At 66.6% G+C, this 15,658-nt stretch carries 12 protein-coding genes; 6 read left to right on the top strand and 6 right to left on the bottom strand.

What is annotated here, in order from left to right; genetic code table 11:
* Positions 1-59: 59 nt before the first annotated feature.
* Positions 60-4,952, bottom strand: a complete 4,893-nt coding sequence (locus WDM91_20555; GenBank protein ID MEI9996998.1) for an alpha-2-macroglobulin — start codon at positions 4,950-4,952, stop codon at positions 60-62.
* Positions 4,953-5,117: 165 nt separating this feature from the next.
* Complete coding sequence (locus WDM91_20550) at positions 5,118-6,452, bottom strand: metallophosphoesterase (protein MEI9996997.1); 1,335 nt, start codon at positions 6,450-6,452, stop codon at positions 5,118-5,120.
* 84 nt (positions 6,453-6,536) lie between these two features.
* Here WDM91_20550 and WDM91_20545 point away from each other — a divergent pair, with 84 nt between their 5' ends.
* The 3 genes from WDM91_20545 to WDM91_20535 are packed head-to-tail and all read left to right on the top strand — an operon-like array spanning position 6,537 to position 7,773.
* Positions 6,537-6,905, top strand: a complete 369-nt coding sequence (locus tag WDM91_20545) for a DUF6249 domain-containing protein (protein ID MEI9996996.1) — start codon at positions 6,537-6,539, stop codon at positions 6,903-6,905.
* Between the two features lie 11 nt (positions 6,906-6,916).
* Positions 6,917-7,438, top strand: a complete 522-nt coding sequence (locus tag WDM91_20540; GenBank protein ID MEI9996995.1) for a sigma-70 family RNA polymerase sigma factor — start codon at positions 6,917-6,919, stop codon at positions 7,436-7,438.
* The gene (locus WDM91_20535) at positions 7,435-7,773 is read left to right on the top strand and encodes a hypothetical protein (protein MEI9996994.1); all 339 of its coding nucleotides are present in this window, start codon (positions 7,435-7,437) and stop codon (positions 7,771-7,773) included. The genes WDM91_20540 and WDM91_20535 overlap by 4 nt, the downstream gene beginning before the upstream one ends.
* Here WDM91_20535 and WDM91_20530 read toward each other — a convergent pair.
* On the bottom strand, positions 7,770-9,170 hold the full coding sequence (locus WDM91_20530; GenBank protein MEI9996993.1) for a carotenoid oxygenase family protein: 1,401 nt from the start codon (positions 9,168-9,170) through the stop codon (positions 7,770-7,772). The genes WDM91_20535 and WDM91_20530 overlap by 4 nt on opposite strands.
* A gap of 92 nt (positions 9,171-9,262) precedes the next feature.
* Between WDM91_20530 and WDM91_20525 the strand changes: the two genes are divergently transcribed.
* Positions 9,263-9,865, top strand: a complete 603-nt coding sequence (locus WDM91_20525; GenBank protein ID MEI9996992.1) for a TetR/AcrR family transcriptional regulator — start codon at positions 9,263-9,265, stop codon at positions 9,863-9,865.
* A gap of 3 nt (positions 9,866-9,868) precedes the next feature.
* Here WDM91_20525 and WDM91_20520 read toward each other — a convergent pair whose 3' ends face one another.
* On the bottom strand, positions 9,869-11,311 hold the full coding sequence (locus WDM91_20520; GenBank protein MEI9996991.1) for an MFS transporter: 1,443 nt from the start codon (positions 11,309-11,311) through the stop codon (positions 9,869-9,871).
* Positions 11,312-11,530: 219 nt separating this feature from the next.
* On the opposite strand from WDM91_20520, the gene WDM91_20515 reads away from it, so the two are divergent.
* Positions 11,531-12,748, top strand: a complete 1,218-nt coding sequence (locus tag WDM91_20515; GenBank protein MEI9996990.1) for an MFS transporter — start codon at positions 11,531-11,533, stop codon at positions 12,746-12,748.
* A 57-nt stretch (positions 12,749-12,805) separates the two neighbouring features.
* Here WDM91_20515 and WDM91_20510 read toward each other — a convergent pair whose 3' ends face one another.
* Both WDM91_20510 and WDM91_20505 read right to left on the bottom strand, forming a co-directional pair.
* A complete protein-coding gene (locus WDM91_20510; GenBank protein MEI9996989.1) occupies positions 12,806-12,958 on the bottom strand; it encodes a hypothetical protein in 153 nt (50 codons plus the stop codon).
* 127 nt (positions 12,959-13,085) lie between these two features.
* Positions 13,086-14,561 (bottom strand): YdiU family protein, encoded by a 1,476-nt coding sequence (locus WDM91_20505; protein MEI9996988.1) that lies wholly within the window; start codon positions 14,559-14,561, stop codon positions 13,086-13,088.
* Between the two features lie 110 nt (positions 14,562-14,671).
* Here WDM91_20505 and WDM91_20500 point away from each other — a divergent pair, with 110 nt between their 5' ends.
* Positions 14,672-15,601: an NAD(P)-dependent oxidoreductase gene (locus tag WDM91_20500; GenBank protein ID MEI9996987.1), complete on the top strand. Its 930-nt coding sequence runs from the start codon at positions 14,672-14,674 to the stop codon at positions 15,599-15,601.
* Positions 15,602-15,658 lie beyond the last annotated feature (57 nt).

Raw genomic sequence — 15,658 nt, 5'->3', positions numbered from 1 at the left:
CACCATCGCTTCGCGATGGTCCCCCTCCCCCGCAACAGCGGGGGAGGAAAGCTCCTGCGTCATGGCGCGATCGTCACTTTGCCCAGCGTCGTGCGGCCGCGGATCGTCGGCGCGTACATGTCCTCGACCACGCCGGCCGGCATCACGAAGCTGCCCGCGGTCACCGCGCGAACGACATAGGCGATGCGGAACACCGGCTGCGGCTCGGGCTTCTTCTTGTCTTCGTCGCTGACATAAGATGAGCCGATGGTGAAGGACGCCACGAAGCGGTCGTCGCGCACATCGGTCATCGTCGTGTCGGACAGCGTGTTCAGGAAGGCGTAAGGCTTGCCGTCCTCCGCGCCGAGCGGCATCTCGATCTCGAGCCCGGCCGGCAGCATATCGATCACGCCCATCTGGCGATAGGTGTTGTGCTGCATCTGGCCGCTGAGCTCGACGATGATGCGGTCGTTCTGGTGCAGGCTGCCGAGATCGGCCGGCGTGCCGCCCATGGTCCAGAAGGTCTTGGTCAGCGTCAGGCCGCTTTGTTCCGCCGCCAGCGGCGCCGACGGCGTGCCCTGCACCGAGGTCGTGCGCCACACCGGCGCGTCGCCGCGATTGAGGAACGTGATGCCGGCATTGAGCTGCGCGGTCGACGGCGAGAGGCGGATCGCGCCGTCGCGCGGTACGCCGGGCTGGCCGTTGACCAGCACGTTCAGCGGCACCTTCTGCCGGGTCAACTCGTAGGCGGCACGCAGCATCCACGCCTTTTCCTGGGTCGTGGTGGCGTTGAGCGTCGTGTCCAGCTCGCTGCTTTTCTTCAGCAGCGCGGGAATCAACTCGGCCTGTCCGTTCTCCGCCGCCAGCGCGGTCGTGCCGGCGACGTCGCGCAGCAGCGAACCGTAATCGCCGACCGGATAGCTGAACACCTCGCCCTTGAGCGCGATCGCGCGCGCCCGGCCGAAGCCATAGGCGGCGCGGGCCCGGTCGCCGGCCTCTGCCGCCGCCGAGGCCGTGAGCGCCTCGCCGATGGCGGTGTTCATCTCCGGCCCGCGCGTGTCGGCGAAGTAGCGCAGGTCGGAGAGGTTCACCTGGCCGGTGCGGGCCAGCAGGTAGAACGCGTAGGCGCGTGTATTGTCGGTGTTGGAGTCCGTCGCCGCCGCGGTGCGCAGCCAGGCCGAGCCGCGCTTCAGCGCGTCGTTCGGCACGACATAGCCCTTCTGCTTGGCCTGGTAGAGGAAATCGAGCGCGAAGACGCTGATCCATGGATCGGCGTCCGAGCCCGGCGCCCACATGCCGAAATTGCCCGCGTAGTTCTGCATGTCGAGCACCGCATCGATCGCGTCCTGCACCCGGGGACGCAGCGCCTGGTCGCGCGGCAGGCCGGCGAGATCGGACAGGTCGTTGAACACCAGCAGCGGCATGGCGCGGCTGGTGGTCTGCTCGATGCAGCCATAGGGATATTTGTCGAGCCATTTCAGCAGGCCCGGCACGTCGCTATAGCCATGCGCCGACGATACGGTGAGGCCGACCGTCGCGGTGCCGCGGATCAGGTCCGCCACCAGCTGGCCGTTCGCCGCATAGGTCGCCTTGGGCGCGAACGGCACCGTCTCGTCGCGCGCGATGTCGAGCTGCGGCGCGCGGCTTTCGATCTGCCAGGAATGGCTGACCGCGAAACCGCCCGGGCCTTTCACATCGAGCGCGAGGGTGGCGATGCCGACGCCGCGGCCCTCGATCTGCAGCGGCAGCAGCACGCGCTGCCCGACGCGCAGGTTCTGCGTCACCGTCGTGTGGTTGGCGTTGTTCGGCAGGCCCACCGGTCCCGACGCGGTGAGCGTCGCGACATACGTGCCGGGCTTGCCTTCGACATTGTTCATGTTGAGCGCAATGGCGGCCTGGTCGCCGGGCGCCAGGAAGCGCGGCAGCACGACGTCCGCGACCACAGGATCGCGCACCGTCAGCGGTCGGTCGGCGTGGCCGAGCTTGCCGTCGGTCACCGCCACGGCCATCAGCCGGAGTTCGCCATTGAAGTCCGGCACGTCGAGCACGACGTTGGCCATGCCGCCGGGGCCGACCTTCACGAGGCCGGAGAACAGCGCCACCGTCCGCGTCGGGACCACGGCAAGCGGCCGGCCGCCGAAGCTGTCGCCGCCTTCGCGCATCGCGCCGACATCGCCCTTCTCGGGCTTGATCAGGCGGCCATAGTCGTCATGCATGCCGACGCCGAGCTGGCGTTTGCCGAAATAGTAGTCGTTGGGATTGGGGGATTCGAAATCGGTGAGCTGCAGGATGCCCTCATCCACCGCGGCGAGCGTGAGATAGGCCTGCTCGCCATCGCCGAGCCCCTTGATCGTGACGGGGATCGTGACCTTCTGGCGCGGCAGCACCTTCTGCGGTCCGCCGAGATTCACCGTCAAGGTGCGAGCCGAATTGTCGACCTGCAGCCAGGCGACGCCGATGGCACGCACCGGTTCGTGGCCGGTCGCCTCGTTCAGCGGCCGGTAGTCGGTGACCAGCACATAGGCGCCGGGGCCCCAATCGGCATCGACCTTGACATCGACGCTGGCGCCACTCGCCGGCGCATCGATCAGCTGCGACGAGAACACCTTGTCGCCGGCGACGACGACCAGCGCCTTGCCGTTCGCGGTCGGCTTGATGCGGACATGCGCAACCTCGCCGGCGCGATAGGTGGGCTTGTCGGCCGCCACCGGAATGCGGTCCGGGCGATCACCTTCCGAGCTCGCGGCCCAGCCGGAGTAGAAGCGATAAGACGAGGCGGTGCCCGAGGCCGGATCGGTGATGGTCAACCGGTAAGAGCCATAGGGGAAGTTCTGCGCCAGCTTCGCCGGCGCGCCGGCGCCGATGTCCAGCTTGCCGCTGGTGACCAGGCGGTCGCGGGTGACTGCCTGGTACTTCCAAGCGCCATCCTTCTGGTACCACTGATAGGTGGTGTCCTCGCGCACCCAGGAATAGGTGAGGTTGCCGAGCGCCGTGCGCGAGCCGTCGGCCTTCAGGGCGATAACCTCGAAACCGGCGCGCGCGTTCTCCGCCACCGAGCCGTATTGGAAATCGGGCCGGATGCCGATCAGCACGTCGTGGGTGCGCACCGGGATGGTGACGTCCTTGTCCGTGGTGCGGCCGCCGGGTTCGTGGATCGAGATCGTTACGGCCGCCTTCAGCGGCAGCGTGGTGTCGGCGAGATCGCCGACCGGACCGGTCGCTTCCGTCACGCCGGTCGCGTCGGTCTCCGGCACCGTCATCTGCACGTCGACAGCGGCAAAAGTGTCGTCGACTCGTCCGAACTGGTAGTCGCTGAAGGCGGGATAGGGATTACTGTCGGCCTGGATCTTCGCCGTACCCTCGCCCGAAAGGCCGGAAGCCGGCGCGCCATAGAGAAAGCGGCTCTCGGCGCGGATCTTGATGTCTTCGCCGCTGTGCACGACCTTGGTCTCGGGCGTCAGCGTCACCTTGAGGCGCTGCGGCACGAAGTCGGCAACGTCGAATTGCACGCGCCCCACCGCCGCGGCCTTGGGATCGATATAGGCGGCGATCTGCCAGCGGCCATGCGGCGCCCGCGCGCCGAGCTTCACCGGCCAGGTCGCCGTGCCGGCCAGCAGCGACTTGCTGTCGATCGTCGTGCGCGCGACTTCGAGTCCGTCGGGACGCGTGGCGACCAGGGTCAGCACCGCGCTCACGCCGGCACCGACGCGGTCGCGCAGCATGGTGGTGGACTGCACCGTCTCGCCGGGGCGGTAGACGCCGCGCTCGGTATAGAGGAAGGCGTCGACCGGTCCGGGCGTCTCGCGCCCGCCGACACCGCGATCGGTCAGGTCGAAGGCCGAGCGCCGCAGGTCGAGGAAGCTGAAATCGCCGTTGTTGCCATAGGCCATCACGACGACGGGCGCGTCGCCGCCGGTGGCGCGCAGCAATCCACCCGCGAAATCGGCGCGGCCATTGCCGTCCGTCGTCACGGTGCCGACGACATTATTATCCTTGGCGACCAGGGTGAGCTTCACGCCCGGCATCGCCCGCGCGGTGGCATAGGAGCGGGCAAACACGGTCAGCCCGCTGGTGCCCTGGAAGGTGGTGAGCGCGATGTCGCTGTCGACCACCCATTGGGCGGCGATGGTGCCTTCCTCGTAATAGTCCTTGGTCGCATCCTGCGCCCCGTCCATCGCGATCAGGACATAGGCGCCGGGCGGCTTGCCCTTGAGGATGTCGTGGATCGGCACCAGCGTGACCACGCTGTCGTTCTTGACGCTGTTGACGTCCATCGTGCCCTGCCAGACGACGGCGCCCTGGCTGTTCTCGAGCTCGCTGTCGCTCCAGGAATAGAGCGTGGTCTCGTCGATCGTGCCGCTTTCGATCTGCGACAGCAGGCGGTCGCCGACGCGGATCACCTTGAGCCGAAGCTTGGTGATGTTCACCGTGGTGACCGGCACGCCTTCCATGTTCTCGCGCGGCAGGATGATGCCGCCGGAGAAGCGCACCAGCGAAGGCTTGTCGCGCAGTTCGACCGGGACGGTCTCGTCCTCGGTCAGCTTCTCGCCGGTCGCGGCGGGCAGCCCCGATTTGAGGGTGACCTGGTAGGTCGCGTTGAAGGCGAGGCCGGCAAGACAGAGCCGGTCGCCCACGACATGCGAGGCAACCTTGGTCTGGGGATCGACCGAGAAGTAGTCCTCGTAATGCGTCTTGCCGGAGGTATCGAGGTCGCGGGTGAAGACCAGGCAGGCTTCGGGCTGGGATTTGGTGGTGTCGACCTCGATCCGGCGGAAGGCGAAATAAGGCGCCTCGGCCATCTGCGCGGGCGTCATGCTGCCGGTGACGGAATTGAGCCCGTTCTCGATCCGGGCGAAGAAGCCGTTGCCCAAGGGCGAGTTGCCGCCGCCGAGGAAATAGAGCGTTCCGGTCACGACCGCGATGACGGCCAGAATGCCGCCGCCGACCATCACAAAGAACCGATTGTTGCGCACCAGAATCCCCCGCAGTCGCGACGAATGACCTTACCATGCGCCCGATGCGCAGCAATTCGCCGCAACCGACATTCAGCGCCGATAAAGGCGGGATGGTGACAAACGCCCTGCGGAAGGCAACGCACCGAAAAAATAGTTTGCGAGTCGTGCGGCGGCTGAAGCCGGCTATTTCGGCGCCAGGCAGACGATGCTGCGGTTGGCATAGGTGCATTGCCTGATCGGCTTGCCGGCGGAATCGAAGAGCTGGACCGCCCAGCCCTCGCTGTCCTTCTCGCGCGTCAGCATCAGGAAGCCGAAGCCGCCGACCGAGAAGCCGGTCTTCACATGCACGCCCGAGTCGCCCTGGAAGATCGTGCCGCGCAGGTTCGCCGGCGTCACGTCCAGCGTGTCGCCGCCATGGCCGGCGACGATCTGCGGCGGGATCCTGGACACGTAGTTGATCGCCTCGAACGCATGGATGTGCCCCGACAGCATCAGCGAGACGGCCGAGAAGGCGGACAGGTCCCCCGCCGCCTCGATCATGGTCGCGTTGCCGCCCGCCGGGATTCCCATGAAGGAAATCGCGGCCCAGATCGGACGATGCGTCCCCAGCCACAATTCCCGGCCCGGACCGGCATTCGCCATCGCCTTCAGCGTTTCGAAATCCTTGGCATAGAGCGGTACGGCCTTTTCATCGACCGGCCGGTCGGATGCGTCGGCGCTGTCCAGGATCGCCAAGGTCCGGCTGCCGACCGGCACCGCATAGGGATCGAGATGGACGGCACAGGGCGCGGCAGGATCGTAGGCGACAGGCCCCAGCAGGCGCAGGAAGCCCGGTCCGGCACGGTTGCAGTCTTCGTGGTTGCCGCGGATGACGATCCAGGGCGCCGCAGCCAACAGCGGCGCGGCGGGCGTGAAGAAATCGGCATCCCAGCTTGCCCAGTTGTCGCCATAGGGCGACCCGGCGCAGCCGGCGAAATCGGCCGGACAGGGCGATTCGCGGTAAAGGTAATCGCCGAGATGGAGGATCAGGTCGGGATGCTGATCCGCCGCGGCCTGGGCCAGGCCGGCAAAGGGCCATGCCTTGGGGTCGTTGCAGGCTTGGACGAATGTACCCTTGATCCGGCAACCCGTGTCGCCGAGCACCAGGATGCGCTGCGGCTCGGCAAGCGGAATGTGGAGTTCCTGCATCGTCGTGTGTGCCGGCTCGCCCATCCGGCTCATCGCGACCGAAACCCGCTTGACGCCGGACGGGATGGGCAAGCTGCAGACGGCCGGAAAATCGGCCGTCGCCGACGCGCGTATGACCATCGGGACATCGGATTTGGCGGCGTCGCCGAACACGACGAAGGGGCAGCCGCCCGCCGATACGGCGCGAACCTCCGCCTGCCCACCAGGACCGAGCTGGATCCAAGCGGCCTGGGTGCGGTAGCCGGCGACTGGCGCGACCTGGGTATCCGCTCCTTGCGCCCCGCCGATGGCGAGGCATGCTGCAAGCGCGAAAAAGACATATCTTTTCATCGTTTTAGTATGCCGCAAAGCCGGCTGCATCCAAAATGCCCCTTGCCGGCATCTCCTCGGATAGAAACCGCCAAAGGAGTTCGCATGTACTGGATTCACGCCGATTTCTTCTGGATTTTTATCCTTGTGATCGTGCTCGTCGGGACCATTTCGCGGGTCATACGCAGCCATCAGCGCGAAAAGACGATCCGCACCGCGATCGAAAAGGGCGTGACGCTCGACCCCGCAACGCTGGCCAGTTTGCAGGCGAGTCCAGCCGGCAATCCCCGCCAGGGCCTGCTGACCGGCGCCATCGTGACCTTCTTCGTCGGCTGCGGGCTTGCCTTGATGGGCTATGTCCTGAACACCGATTCCAATGGAGAAACCTTTCGCGCGATGGCCGCGGTCGGCGCCTTGCTGTGGTGCATCAGCCTAGGACTGCTGCTCGCCGGCTTGGTGGCCAAGCGTAGCTAGGCGGGCGGCGGGTGGCGCTAGGCGATGCAACGGAGGCGCATGTGGTGATGCTGGCGGCACTGGGCGACGAGCGTGCGTTCGCCGAGCTGGTGCGCCGGCGCCAGGGAAGCCTGCGTGGGATGTTGCGCCGCCTCACGCGGGACGCCGCACTGGCCGACGATCTGGCGCAGGAGACGTTCGTGCAGGCCTGGAAGACGCTGTCGCAGCTGCGCAACGCCGCGGCATTCGGCGGCTGGCTCAAACAGGTCGCGGTGCGGACCTGGCTGCAGCATGCCCGCAAGGCGAAGCTGCCGATGGATCCGCTCGAAGATGCCGATGACGAAGCCGCGATCCCCGACAGCGCGGTCGAGCGCATCGATCTCAGCCGTGCGCTCGAGCGGCTCAATCCGGCGCAGCGCCTGTGCGTCGTGCTGTCCTACGGCGAGGGCCTGAGCCATGGGGAGATCGCGGAGACGACCGGCTGGCCGCTGGGGACGATCAAATCCCATGTTGCGCGCGGCGGGGCGCGGCTGAAACAATGGCTGGGACCATGACCGACGACGCCGACTTGATCCGCCTGTTCGCCGAGCAGCCCGTGCCGCCGGACGATGACGCGTTCGTTGCCGGCGTCGCGGCGCGGATCGCGCGGCGCGGATGGCTGATGCTGGCGCCACCCTTCGTGGTCGTATTGATCTTTGCGCTCGGCGTCTGGGCGACATGGCCGGCGGTCTTTGCCTTCAGCGCGGAGGCGTTGCGCGGCATCAGGCTGATCGCCAATGGGGTTCGCGCGGTCTTCGACTCCCCGGCCGGAATGGCCATCGCGACGGTGCTGCTCGCGACCGCGGCCTTCTGGACCTGGCTTTATGAGCGGGTACGCGGCGTTTCCTAGGCCGGCCGCCAGTTGCCGTGAAACCCAAACGGCACGCGGCGGGGCAGTTCGGCGATACCGACCGGCCCCTTGGCCACATCCGTCGCATCATAGACCGCGAAATCCGTGCGATCTTCGGCGCCGCGATAGATCAGCGCCACGAGCCAGCCGTCGCCTTCCGCGGCATCGCTGCTTCCGGGGACGAAGATCGGCTCGCCCGGCGCGTCGCCGGCAGGAAGCCGGTGCACCGCGCGCTTGCCCGTCTTGAAGTCGATATGGGCAATGGCGTTGAACAGCACCTTGCCGCTGTCCTCGGTATCGGCCGCGAAATAGCCGTGGCGGTAGGAGAGGCCGGCGCGGCGCTCGTCGAGACGCGGGAATTCACCGGCGAGGTCGTCGATCTTCGTCTGCTTGACCGTGTCGGTCTTGCCCGAAAGATCGATCTCCCAGCGCACAAGGCGAGCGGAGACCGCCTTGCCCGGAGAACCGTCGGCATTGGGGAAGAGCGGCGCCTGAGCGTATTGCATCACGTCGGCATAGAGCGTGTCGCCCTCTTCCCAGGCATTCATCGGGTGGAAGACGTAACAGGGATCGGTGGTCAGCCAACGGATGCCGTCGACGCCCTTGCCGCGTCCCATCAGGCCGATACGGCTGCCCAGTTCCGGTTCCCAGGCGAAGGCGGGCTTGCCGTTCATCGCGCGTTCGAGGCTGCCGGACAGCGGCAGGATCGGGAACAGGACATGCCGGTCGGTGACGCAGAAATCGTGGACCATGCTCGAATAGGGCGCGTCGAACTGATCGAGACGGGTGACCGCGCCAGCCCTGTCGACCACGCCATAGGCCATGCCCCTGGCGAACGGCATGGCACCGACGCCATAGCCGAAGAAAATCATCTCGCCGGTCTTGGGATCGATCTTGGGATGGGCGGTGAACCGCTTGGCCGCGCCGGCGTAATCGAGATAGCCGCGCGTCTCGAGCGTCAGCGGGTCGGCTTCGAGCGGCTGGTGCGCCTCCTCCAGCGCCAGCAGCTTGCCGGCGTGCCAGACGACATTGGTGTTGGCGACGCCGCCATCCTTGCCGACGACCGACGGATCGCTGGTCAAGGGATTGCCGAAGCTGCCGAACAGCGAGCGCCCGGCGGCGTGCTCGAGCGTGTATTTCGGGGTGTGCATATAGCGGTTCTTGTAGGAGACCCTGCCGTCCGCGACGAAGAAGCCGTGCAGCATGCCGTCGCCGGAGAACCAGTGATGGTTGGGGTCGCGCGGCGGGAATTGGGGGTTGGGGCCATTGCGGTAGAACGCGCCACGCAGGCCTTTCGGAATCTCCCCCTTGATGGTGAGTGCGGCGAAATCGTCCTCCGATGTAACCGGCGCGAAGTTTCCGACGAGATAGGGATTGATCCGGGCGGGAGCGTTCATGGCCGTCTCCTTCCTCTGTAATGTTTTACCACGTAAATTTATCGCATATAACGTTCCGGTTTGGCAAGTCTAGAAATTGACAGGGATTCTCAATGCCGCGCGTCCTGACCCAGACCGACGTTGCCGATTTCCGCGAACGGCTTTGCGAGGCCGCGACCCGGCTGTTCGACACCCGCGGCCGCGAAGGCTTCACCATGCGGGAGCTTGCGAACGAGCTCGGCGTCAGCGCGATGACGCCTTACCGCTATTTCAAGGACAAGGACGACATCCTGGCCGCGGTGCGGGCCCGTGCCTTCAACCGCTTCGCGACCTCGCTGGAGACCGCATTCAAGAATGCCGCCAGCGCACCGGAGAAGTCGGCGGCCGTTTACCGCGCCTATACGGACTTCGCGTTCGGCGAACCTGCGGCCTATCGGCTGATGTTCGATCTCTCGCAGCCCGACGAATCGGCCTATCCCGAATTGATCGAGGCCAACACGCGTGCGCGGGCGACGATGACGGATTATGTCCGCGCGCTGGTGGCGGACGGGATTCTCGAAGGCGATGCCGAACTGATCGGCCACGTCTTCTGGGCGTCGCTCCACGGCGCGGTGGTGCTCAAGCTCGCGGGCAAGCTGGGCGCGGTCTACGACTTCGATCGCGTCAACGGCGAATCGTTCCGCGTGCTGTTCGAGGGCTATCGGCGCAAGGCGTGAGCCCTATCCCGGCTCGCGCGTGCCGAGCGGCGGCGGCGCGGCAAGCGCCGGCTCGGACCCGGTCAGGCTGTCGATGACGCCCGAAGCGCCGGCCAGCGCGTCGCGTTGCGCGAGTTCGGCGCGGATGTCGTCGTGCCGCGTCGCATCGAGCTTGTAGCCCCACAGCGCGGTAGCGCCGACGAACATGGTCAACACCGGCACGAAGACATAACAGCCGATAAGTGCGTCCAGCGGCACACCGCTGTTCTGCGCCGCCTTGGCGTCGAAGCCGAAATATTCGAGCACCCCGAAGGTGACGATGACGGAAACTGCCGAGCCGACTTTCGAGGTTCCAGTGATCAGGCCATACAGAAGCGCGGCGCGGTCCTTGCCAATGTCCAGCCGCACTTCGTCCGAAATGTCGGCGACCATGGCGCGAATCAGGAAGGTGAAGCAGCTCACGACGAAGCCGGCGAGGAACATGCCCAGCACCATGAAGGCCATATTGCCGTGCGGAAGGACAAAGACCAGCACTTGCGCCAGAGCATAGAGCACGCAGCCGAGCATGACGGTCTGGTGCTTGCCGATCCGGCGCGCCAGCATCGCCCAGGCCGGCGCACCGGCCAATCCGGCCGCGATGTAGATCAGCAGCAGCGAGGTCGTCTGGTCGCGGGTAAAGCCCATCACCTGGATGAAGAAGAAGAGATAAAGCGCCGCCGTGATCGCCGGCCCCAGCGCCAGGAAGAGATCAGCGACCAGGGTGCGGATCAGCGACGGCCGGAACAGCATCGTGCGATAGTCGGCCCAGGTGATCATCTGCTCGGGCGCATTCTTCGGCTCCGGCACGGAAAAGACGCTGATCGCGATGGAGACGGGCGTGATCGCAACGATGAACCAGCCCATGCCCTGCACGCCCTGCGGGATGGTGACGTGCCACACCTTCGACAGGATCACCGGCACCGCCAGGATGACGACGGTGGCGACGACGCCCACCACCTGCATCCAGCCGTAGATGCGGCTGCGCTGGTGATATTCGGGCTGGAGCGCCGCGGCCCAGGCCTGGTGGCCGAGCGTGAGCATGGAGAAACCGGCATAGAGAACCACGAGCCATAGGACGAGATAGGATCTCGTGATCCCCGGCGAAGCCATGAAGATCATATAGGCGGCCAGCATCAGGAGCGGCACGCTGGCCAGCATCCACAGCTTGAAGCGGCCGAACCGCGTCTTCGTTGCGTTGATCGCGACGCCGATGGCGGGATCGAAGGCGATGTCAATAAGGCGCACGATGCTGAAGGCGGCGCCGACCGCGGAGAGCGACAGGCCGATGTCGTGGGCATAGTAGTTGGGAAGGTACACGGTCAGCGGAATGCCGAGCGCGGCCACGGGCATTGCGGCCAGCGAGAACAGCGCCATCTGGACGGGCGGTAGATTCTTCGGGGTCAGCGAAACCGGCGTCGGCGCGTTCATGCGGATTCTCCCTGCCACAGCCTCTTATGGGCCATTCATGACGCAGATTTCACACGGGATCGCGCAGGCCGTGCAACTGAAATCCGCGAGAGCGTCAATACGCTCTCACGGAACCGGCGCGAAAGGTTCAACCTGAATCGGCCGACTGGCCGTTCCTTTGGCGTTGCACCACGGCTCAAGCCCGCTAAGGTCGACTGTCACAATCGGGCAGGATGGGGCGTGAGCATCAGGCAGGCGGGCAAGCCGCATCCGATCGTCTACCTCATCCTCTGCATACCGTTCGGCGTCACCAGCGGTTATGTCAGCGTCACGCTCGGCTTCCTGCTGGCCCATGCCGGCGTCAGCGTCGGCGCGATCTCCGCGCTGGTGGCGTTCGGCCTTCTGCCGCAGACCTGGAAGGCCGCCTGGGCGCCGGTCGTCGACACCACGCTGACCAGCAAACAATGGTACCTGATCGGCGCCGCAGTCTCGGCCCTCGCCATGATCGCGACGGGACTGTTTCCGGTCAACGCACAGGGACTGCAGGCGATCACGGTCCTCGTCTTCCTGTTCAACGTATCGATCAGCTTTCTCGCCATGGCGGCCGAGAATCTGATGGCCCATTCGACCGGCCTCGAGGAAAAGGGTCGCGCCGGGGGTTGGTACCAGGCGGGCAATCTGGGCGGCTACGGCGTGGGCGGCGGGCTTGCGTTGTGGATCGCCGAGCATTCCACGATCGGCTGGCTGCCCGGCGCGGCGATGGGCGTGCTCTTCCTGTTGTGCTGCGCCGCGCTTTTCTTCGTCGACGAGCCCTCCGCCGAACACCGGCAGACGACCTATGCGCATACGCTGCGCGATCTGATCGCGGATCTGTGGCAGACGGCGAGGTCGCGGGCGGGCTATCTCGCGCTGCTGATCTGCTTCCTGCCCATCGGCTCCGGGGCAGCGACCAATCTGTGGGGCGCGGTGGCAAGCGACTGGCACGCCGACGCCAACACCGTCGCGCTGGCCAACGGCGTTCTGGGCGGCTTCATCTCGATGGCCGGATGCCTGATCGGCGGCTATCTCTGCGATCGCATGGAGCGCCGCTTCGCCTATGCCCTGTTCGGCATCGCGCTGGCGGTGGTGACGCTCGCCATGGCCGCGGCGGCGCGCAGCGCGACGATGTTCGTCGTCTTCACCCTCGCCTACAATTTCGTGCAGGGCTTCAACTATGCGTCGTTCAGCGCCGTCGTGCTGGAGGCCATCGGGCGCGGAGCCGCGGCGACGAAATACAATCTCTATGCCTCTCTTTCGAACATCCCGATCGCCTATATCGGATTGGCGGACGGCTGGGCGCACGACCATTGGGGCTCGATGGGATTCCTCCTCACCGATGCGCTGAGCGGCCTTGTCGCAGTGGGCGTATTCTTCGCGATCGCCGCGGCAACCCGGCCGCGCGTGGCGGCGACGGCCTGAGCCCCGCGCGACGAAGTGGGCGCAGGGCCCCGGGGCGCGCCGCCGGCGCCCGTCCGGCTAAGAATAGTTGTCGGCAGCGTCGGTATATATAAACGAACTGTTGGCTATTTGCGCCGCGCTTGCGTCGAGCTTGACGAGTACAGGGCGCTGCCAGGCGATGCGCAAACCTTCGACAGACACTTTGACGACGTCTTCGGGCTTTTCCGACACGGGGACTTCCTACGCAGCACACATCACTGTGACACGGACGCGATTTCCAGGACAAGCCGTTCGTCCGTCACACCTGCCGAATATGGATGTAACCTATGGCGCAAGCCGCGGATTTCTCTACCACCGGTTACGTACCGCAGAAGGTTTGCAGCACCACCTCATCCGGCTTGGGCGGGTCGGCATAGGCGGCGACATCCGGCTGCGCGTCATAAGGAGAAGCCAGCACCGTCATCAATTCCGCAAAAGGCGCGTAGTCGCCGCGCGCCTGCGCCGCGACGATCGCCGCCTCGACGCGATGATTGCGCGGGATGAACAGCGGATTGACCTTGCGCATCGCCGCGGCGCGCCCCGCCGGCGCGACGCCGTCGCGCGCAAGCTGGGCCCGCCATTTCGGCAGCCAGACGCTGACGGCCGCCGCATTGTCGAACAAAGCCCGCAACGCATCGTCCGCACCCTCGCCCGCGGCGCAGTCGCCGAGCCGCCGGAAGGTCAGCGTGAAATCGGCGTGGCCGTCGGCCATGTGGCGGAAGAACTCCGCCGCGAGCGTCAGGTCGTCGTCTCGCGCCGCGACAAAGCCGAACTTGGCGCGCAGCCCGGCGAAATAGGCGGCTTCGAACTGCGACGGATAGGCGTTGATCGCCTCCTGCGCCGAGGCCAGCGCGCTCTCCTCGCTGTCGCCGAGCAGCGGCAGCAGGGCCTGGGCGAAACGCACGAGATTCCAGTGGCCGATGCGCGGCTGGTTGCCATAGGCGTAGCGGCCGCCCTGGTCGATGGAACTGAACACCGTCGCCGGGTCGTAGACGTCCATGAAGGCGCACGGGCCGTAGTCGATGGTCTCGCCCGCGATCGAGGTGTTGTCGGTGTTCATCACGCCATGGATGAATCCGATGCACTGCCAGCGCGCGATCAGGCTCGCCGTGCGCGCGATCACCGCGTCGAGCAGCGCGCGATAGGGCTGCGCCGCCTGCGCCGCCTCCGGATAGAGCCGCGCGATCACGTAATCGGCGAGCGCGCGGACCGCCTCGACGTCGCCGCGATTGCCGAAATATTCGAAAGTGCCGACCCGCACATGGCTGCGCGAAACACGCGTGAGCACCGCGCCGGGCAACATGCCCTCCTGGCGCAAGATGGTCTCGCCGGTCGTCACGGCGGCCAGCGTGCGGGTGGTCGGCACGCCGAGTGCCGCCATCGCCTCGCTGACGATGAACTCGCGCAGCACCGGCCCCAGCGCGGCGCGGCCGTCGCCATTGCGCGAGAACGGCGTCGGGCCCGAGCCCTTGAGCTGGATGTCGTAGCGCAGGCCGTCATGTGCCAGCACTTCGCCGAGCAGGATGGCGCGCCCGTCGCCCAGTTGCGGCACCCAATTGCCGAATTGATGGCCGGCATAGGCCATGGCGAGCGGCTCGGCACCCTCCGGCACGCGGTTGCCCGCAAGTATTTCGATCCCTTCGGCCGTGGCGAGGCTGTCCGGATCAAGGCGCAGCTGCCGGGCCAAGCCGGCATTCACGCGGATCAGCTGTGGCGCGCCGACCGCGGTGGGCGCGAGCCGGGCGTAGAACCGCTCGGGCAGGCGGGCATAGGAATTGTCGAAGGCGAAGGGCATGGCGCCGACTCTAGCATATCGAGAGCGGCGCGCGGCGCGTCACCCCCATGCATAACCATCCGGCGCGCATCGCGCTCCGCCGCCTTAGGGTTCCCGGCGGAGGAACGCTCATGGATATCGGCTTCGTCGGTCTCGGAGTCATGGGACAGCCCATGGCGCTCAACCTGGCACGCGCCGGGACGCCCCTCATTGTGTGGAACCGGTCGGCGGATCGTTGCGCACCGTTACGGTCCGCAGGAGCCAGGGTCGCGGAATCAGCCACCGAACTCTTCGCCCGGACGCGGATCGCGATCCTCATGCTGGCGGACGATGCGGCGATCGACGGCGTGCTCGGCCGCGGCACACCGGCATTCGCCGCGAATGTCGCGCGTCACATCATCGTGCATATGGGCACGACGTCGCCCAGCTATTCGTCGGCGCTCGATGCGGACATCCGGGCGGCGGGCGGCCTCTATGTGGAGGCACCGGTATCCGGCTCGCGCAAGCCGGCCGAAGCGGGCCAGCTCGTGGCAATGCTCGCGGGCGAAGCGGACGCCGTCGGCGAAATCCGCCCCCTGCTGAGACCGATGTGCCAGGAGACCGTGGCTTGCGGCGCGGTGCCGTCGGCGCTGCGCATGAAGCTGGCGGTCAACCTGTTCCTGATCACGATGGTCACGGGGTTGACCGAGGCGGTGCATTTCGCGGACCGGCATGGCCTGGACATGCACAAGCTGCTCGCCGTGCTCGATGCCGGACCGATGGCGAGTGGCGTGTCGCGTCTCAAGGCGCGCAAACTGGTCGAGCACGATTTTGCGGTGCAGGCCGCGGCACGCGACGTCCTGAAGAACGCGCGGCTGGTCGCCGACGCGGCGCGCGAGGCCGGGCTCGCTTCGCCGCTGCTGGACGCGTGCCATGCGCTGTATCGCGAAACCGTCGCGCAGGGCCATGGCGAAGACGACATGATCGCGGTGCTGCGCGCGATCGAAGCGCGGACCGATGCCGGGTCGACGGGCGCCCCGGCGCGCAGTGCCGCGCGGCCCGCGACTTCCGGTCAAGCTTGAACCGCGATCACAGCTTCCCGAGAAGCAGGCGGCCCGACGTGCAGCCCGCACCGAAGG

The sequence above is a fragment of the Rhizomicrobium sp. genome (assembly GCA_037200385.1).
In the GTDB taxonomy this organism is placed as follows: domain Bacteria; phylum Pseudomonadota; class Alphaproteobacteria; order Micropepsales; family Micropepsaceae; genus Rhizomicrobium.
This window is presented reverse-complemented; position numbering and strand designations above follow the sequence as displayed.

Bases quoted from the DNA above. Each gene is read 5' to 3' on its own strand.
- WDM91_20530 (MEI9996993.1), bottom strand. From the start codon at position 9,170: ATGAACGCTCCCGCCCGGATCAATCCCTATCTCGTCGGAAACTTCGCG.
- WDM91_20550 (MEI9996997.1), bottom strand. From the start codon at position 6,452: ATGAAAAGATATGTCTTTTTCGCGCTTGCAGCATGCCTCGCCATCGGC.
- WDM91_20500 (MEI9996987.1), top strand. From the start codon at position 14,672: ATGGATATCGGCTTCGTCGGTCTCGGAGTCATGGGACAGCCCATGGCG.
- WDM91_20535 (MEI9996994.1), top strand. From the start codon at position 7,435: ATGACCGACGACGCCGACTTGATCCGCCTGTTCGCCGAGCAGCCCGTG.
- WDM91_20505 (MEI9996988.1), bottom strand. From the start codon at position 14,561: ATGCCCTTCGCCTTCGACAATTCCTATGCCCGCCTGCCCGAGCGGTTC.
- WDM91_20520 (MEI9996991.1), bottom strand. From the start codon at position 11,311: ATGAACGCGCCGACGCCGGTTTCGCTGACCCCGAAGAATCTACCGCCC.
- WDM91_20545 (MEI9996996.1), top strand. From the start codon at position 6,537: ATGTACTGGATTCACGCCGATTTCTTCTGGATTTTTATCCTTGTGATC.
- WDM91_20525 (MEI9996992.1), top strand. From the start codon at position 9,263: ATGCCGCGCGTCCTGACCCAGACCGACGTTGCCGATTTCCGCGAACGG.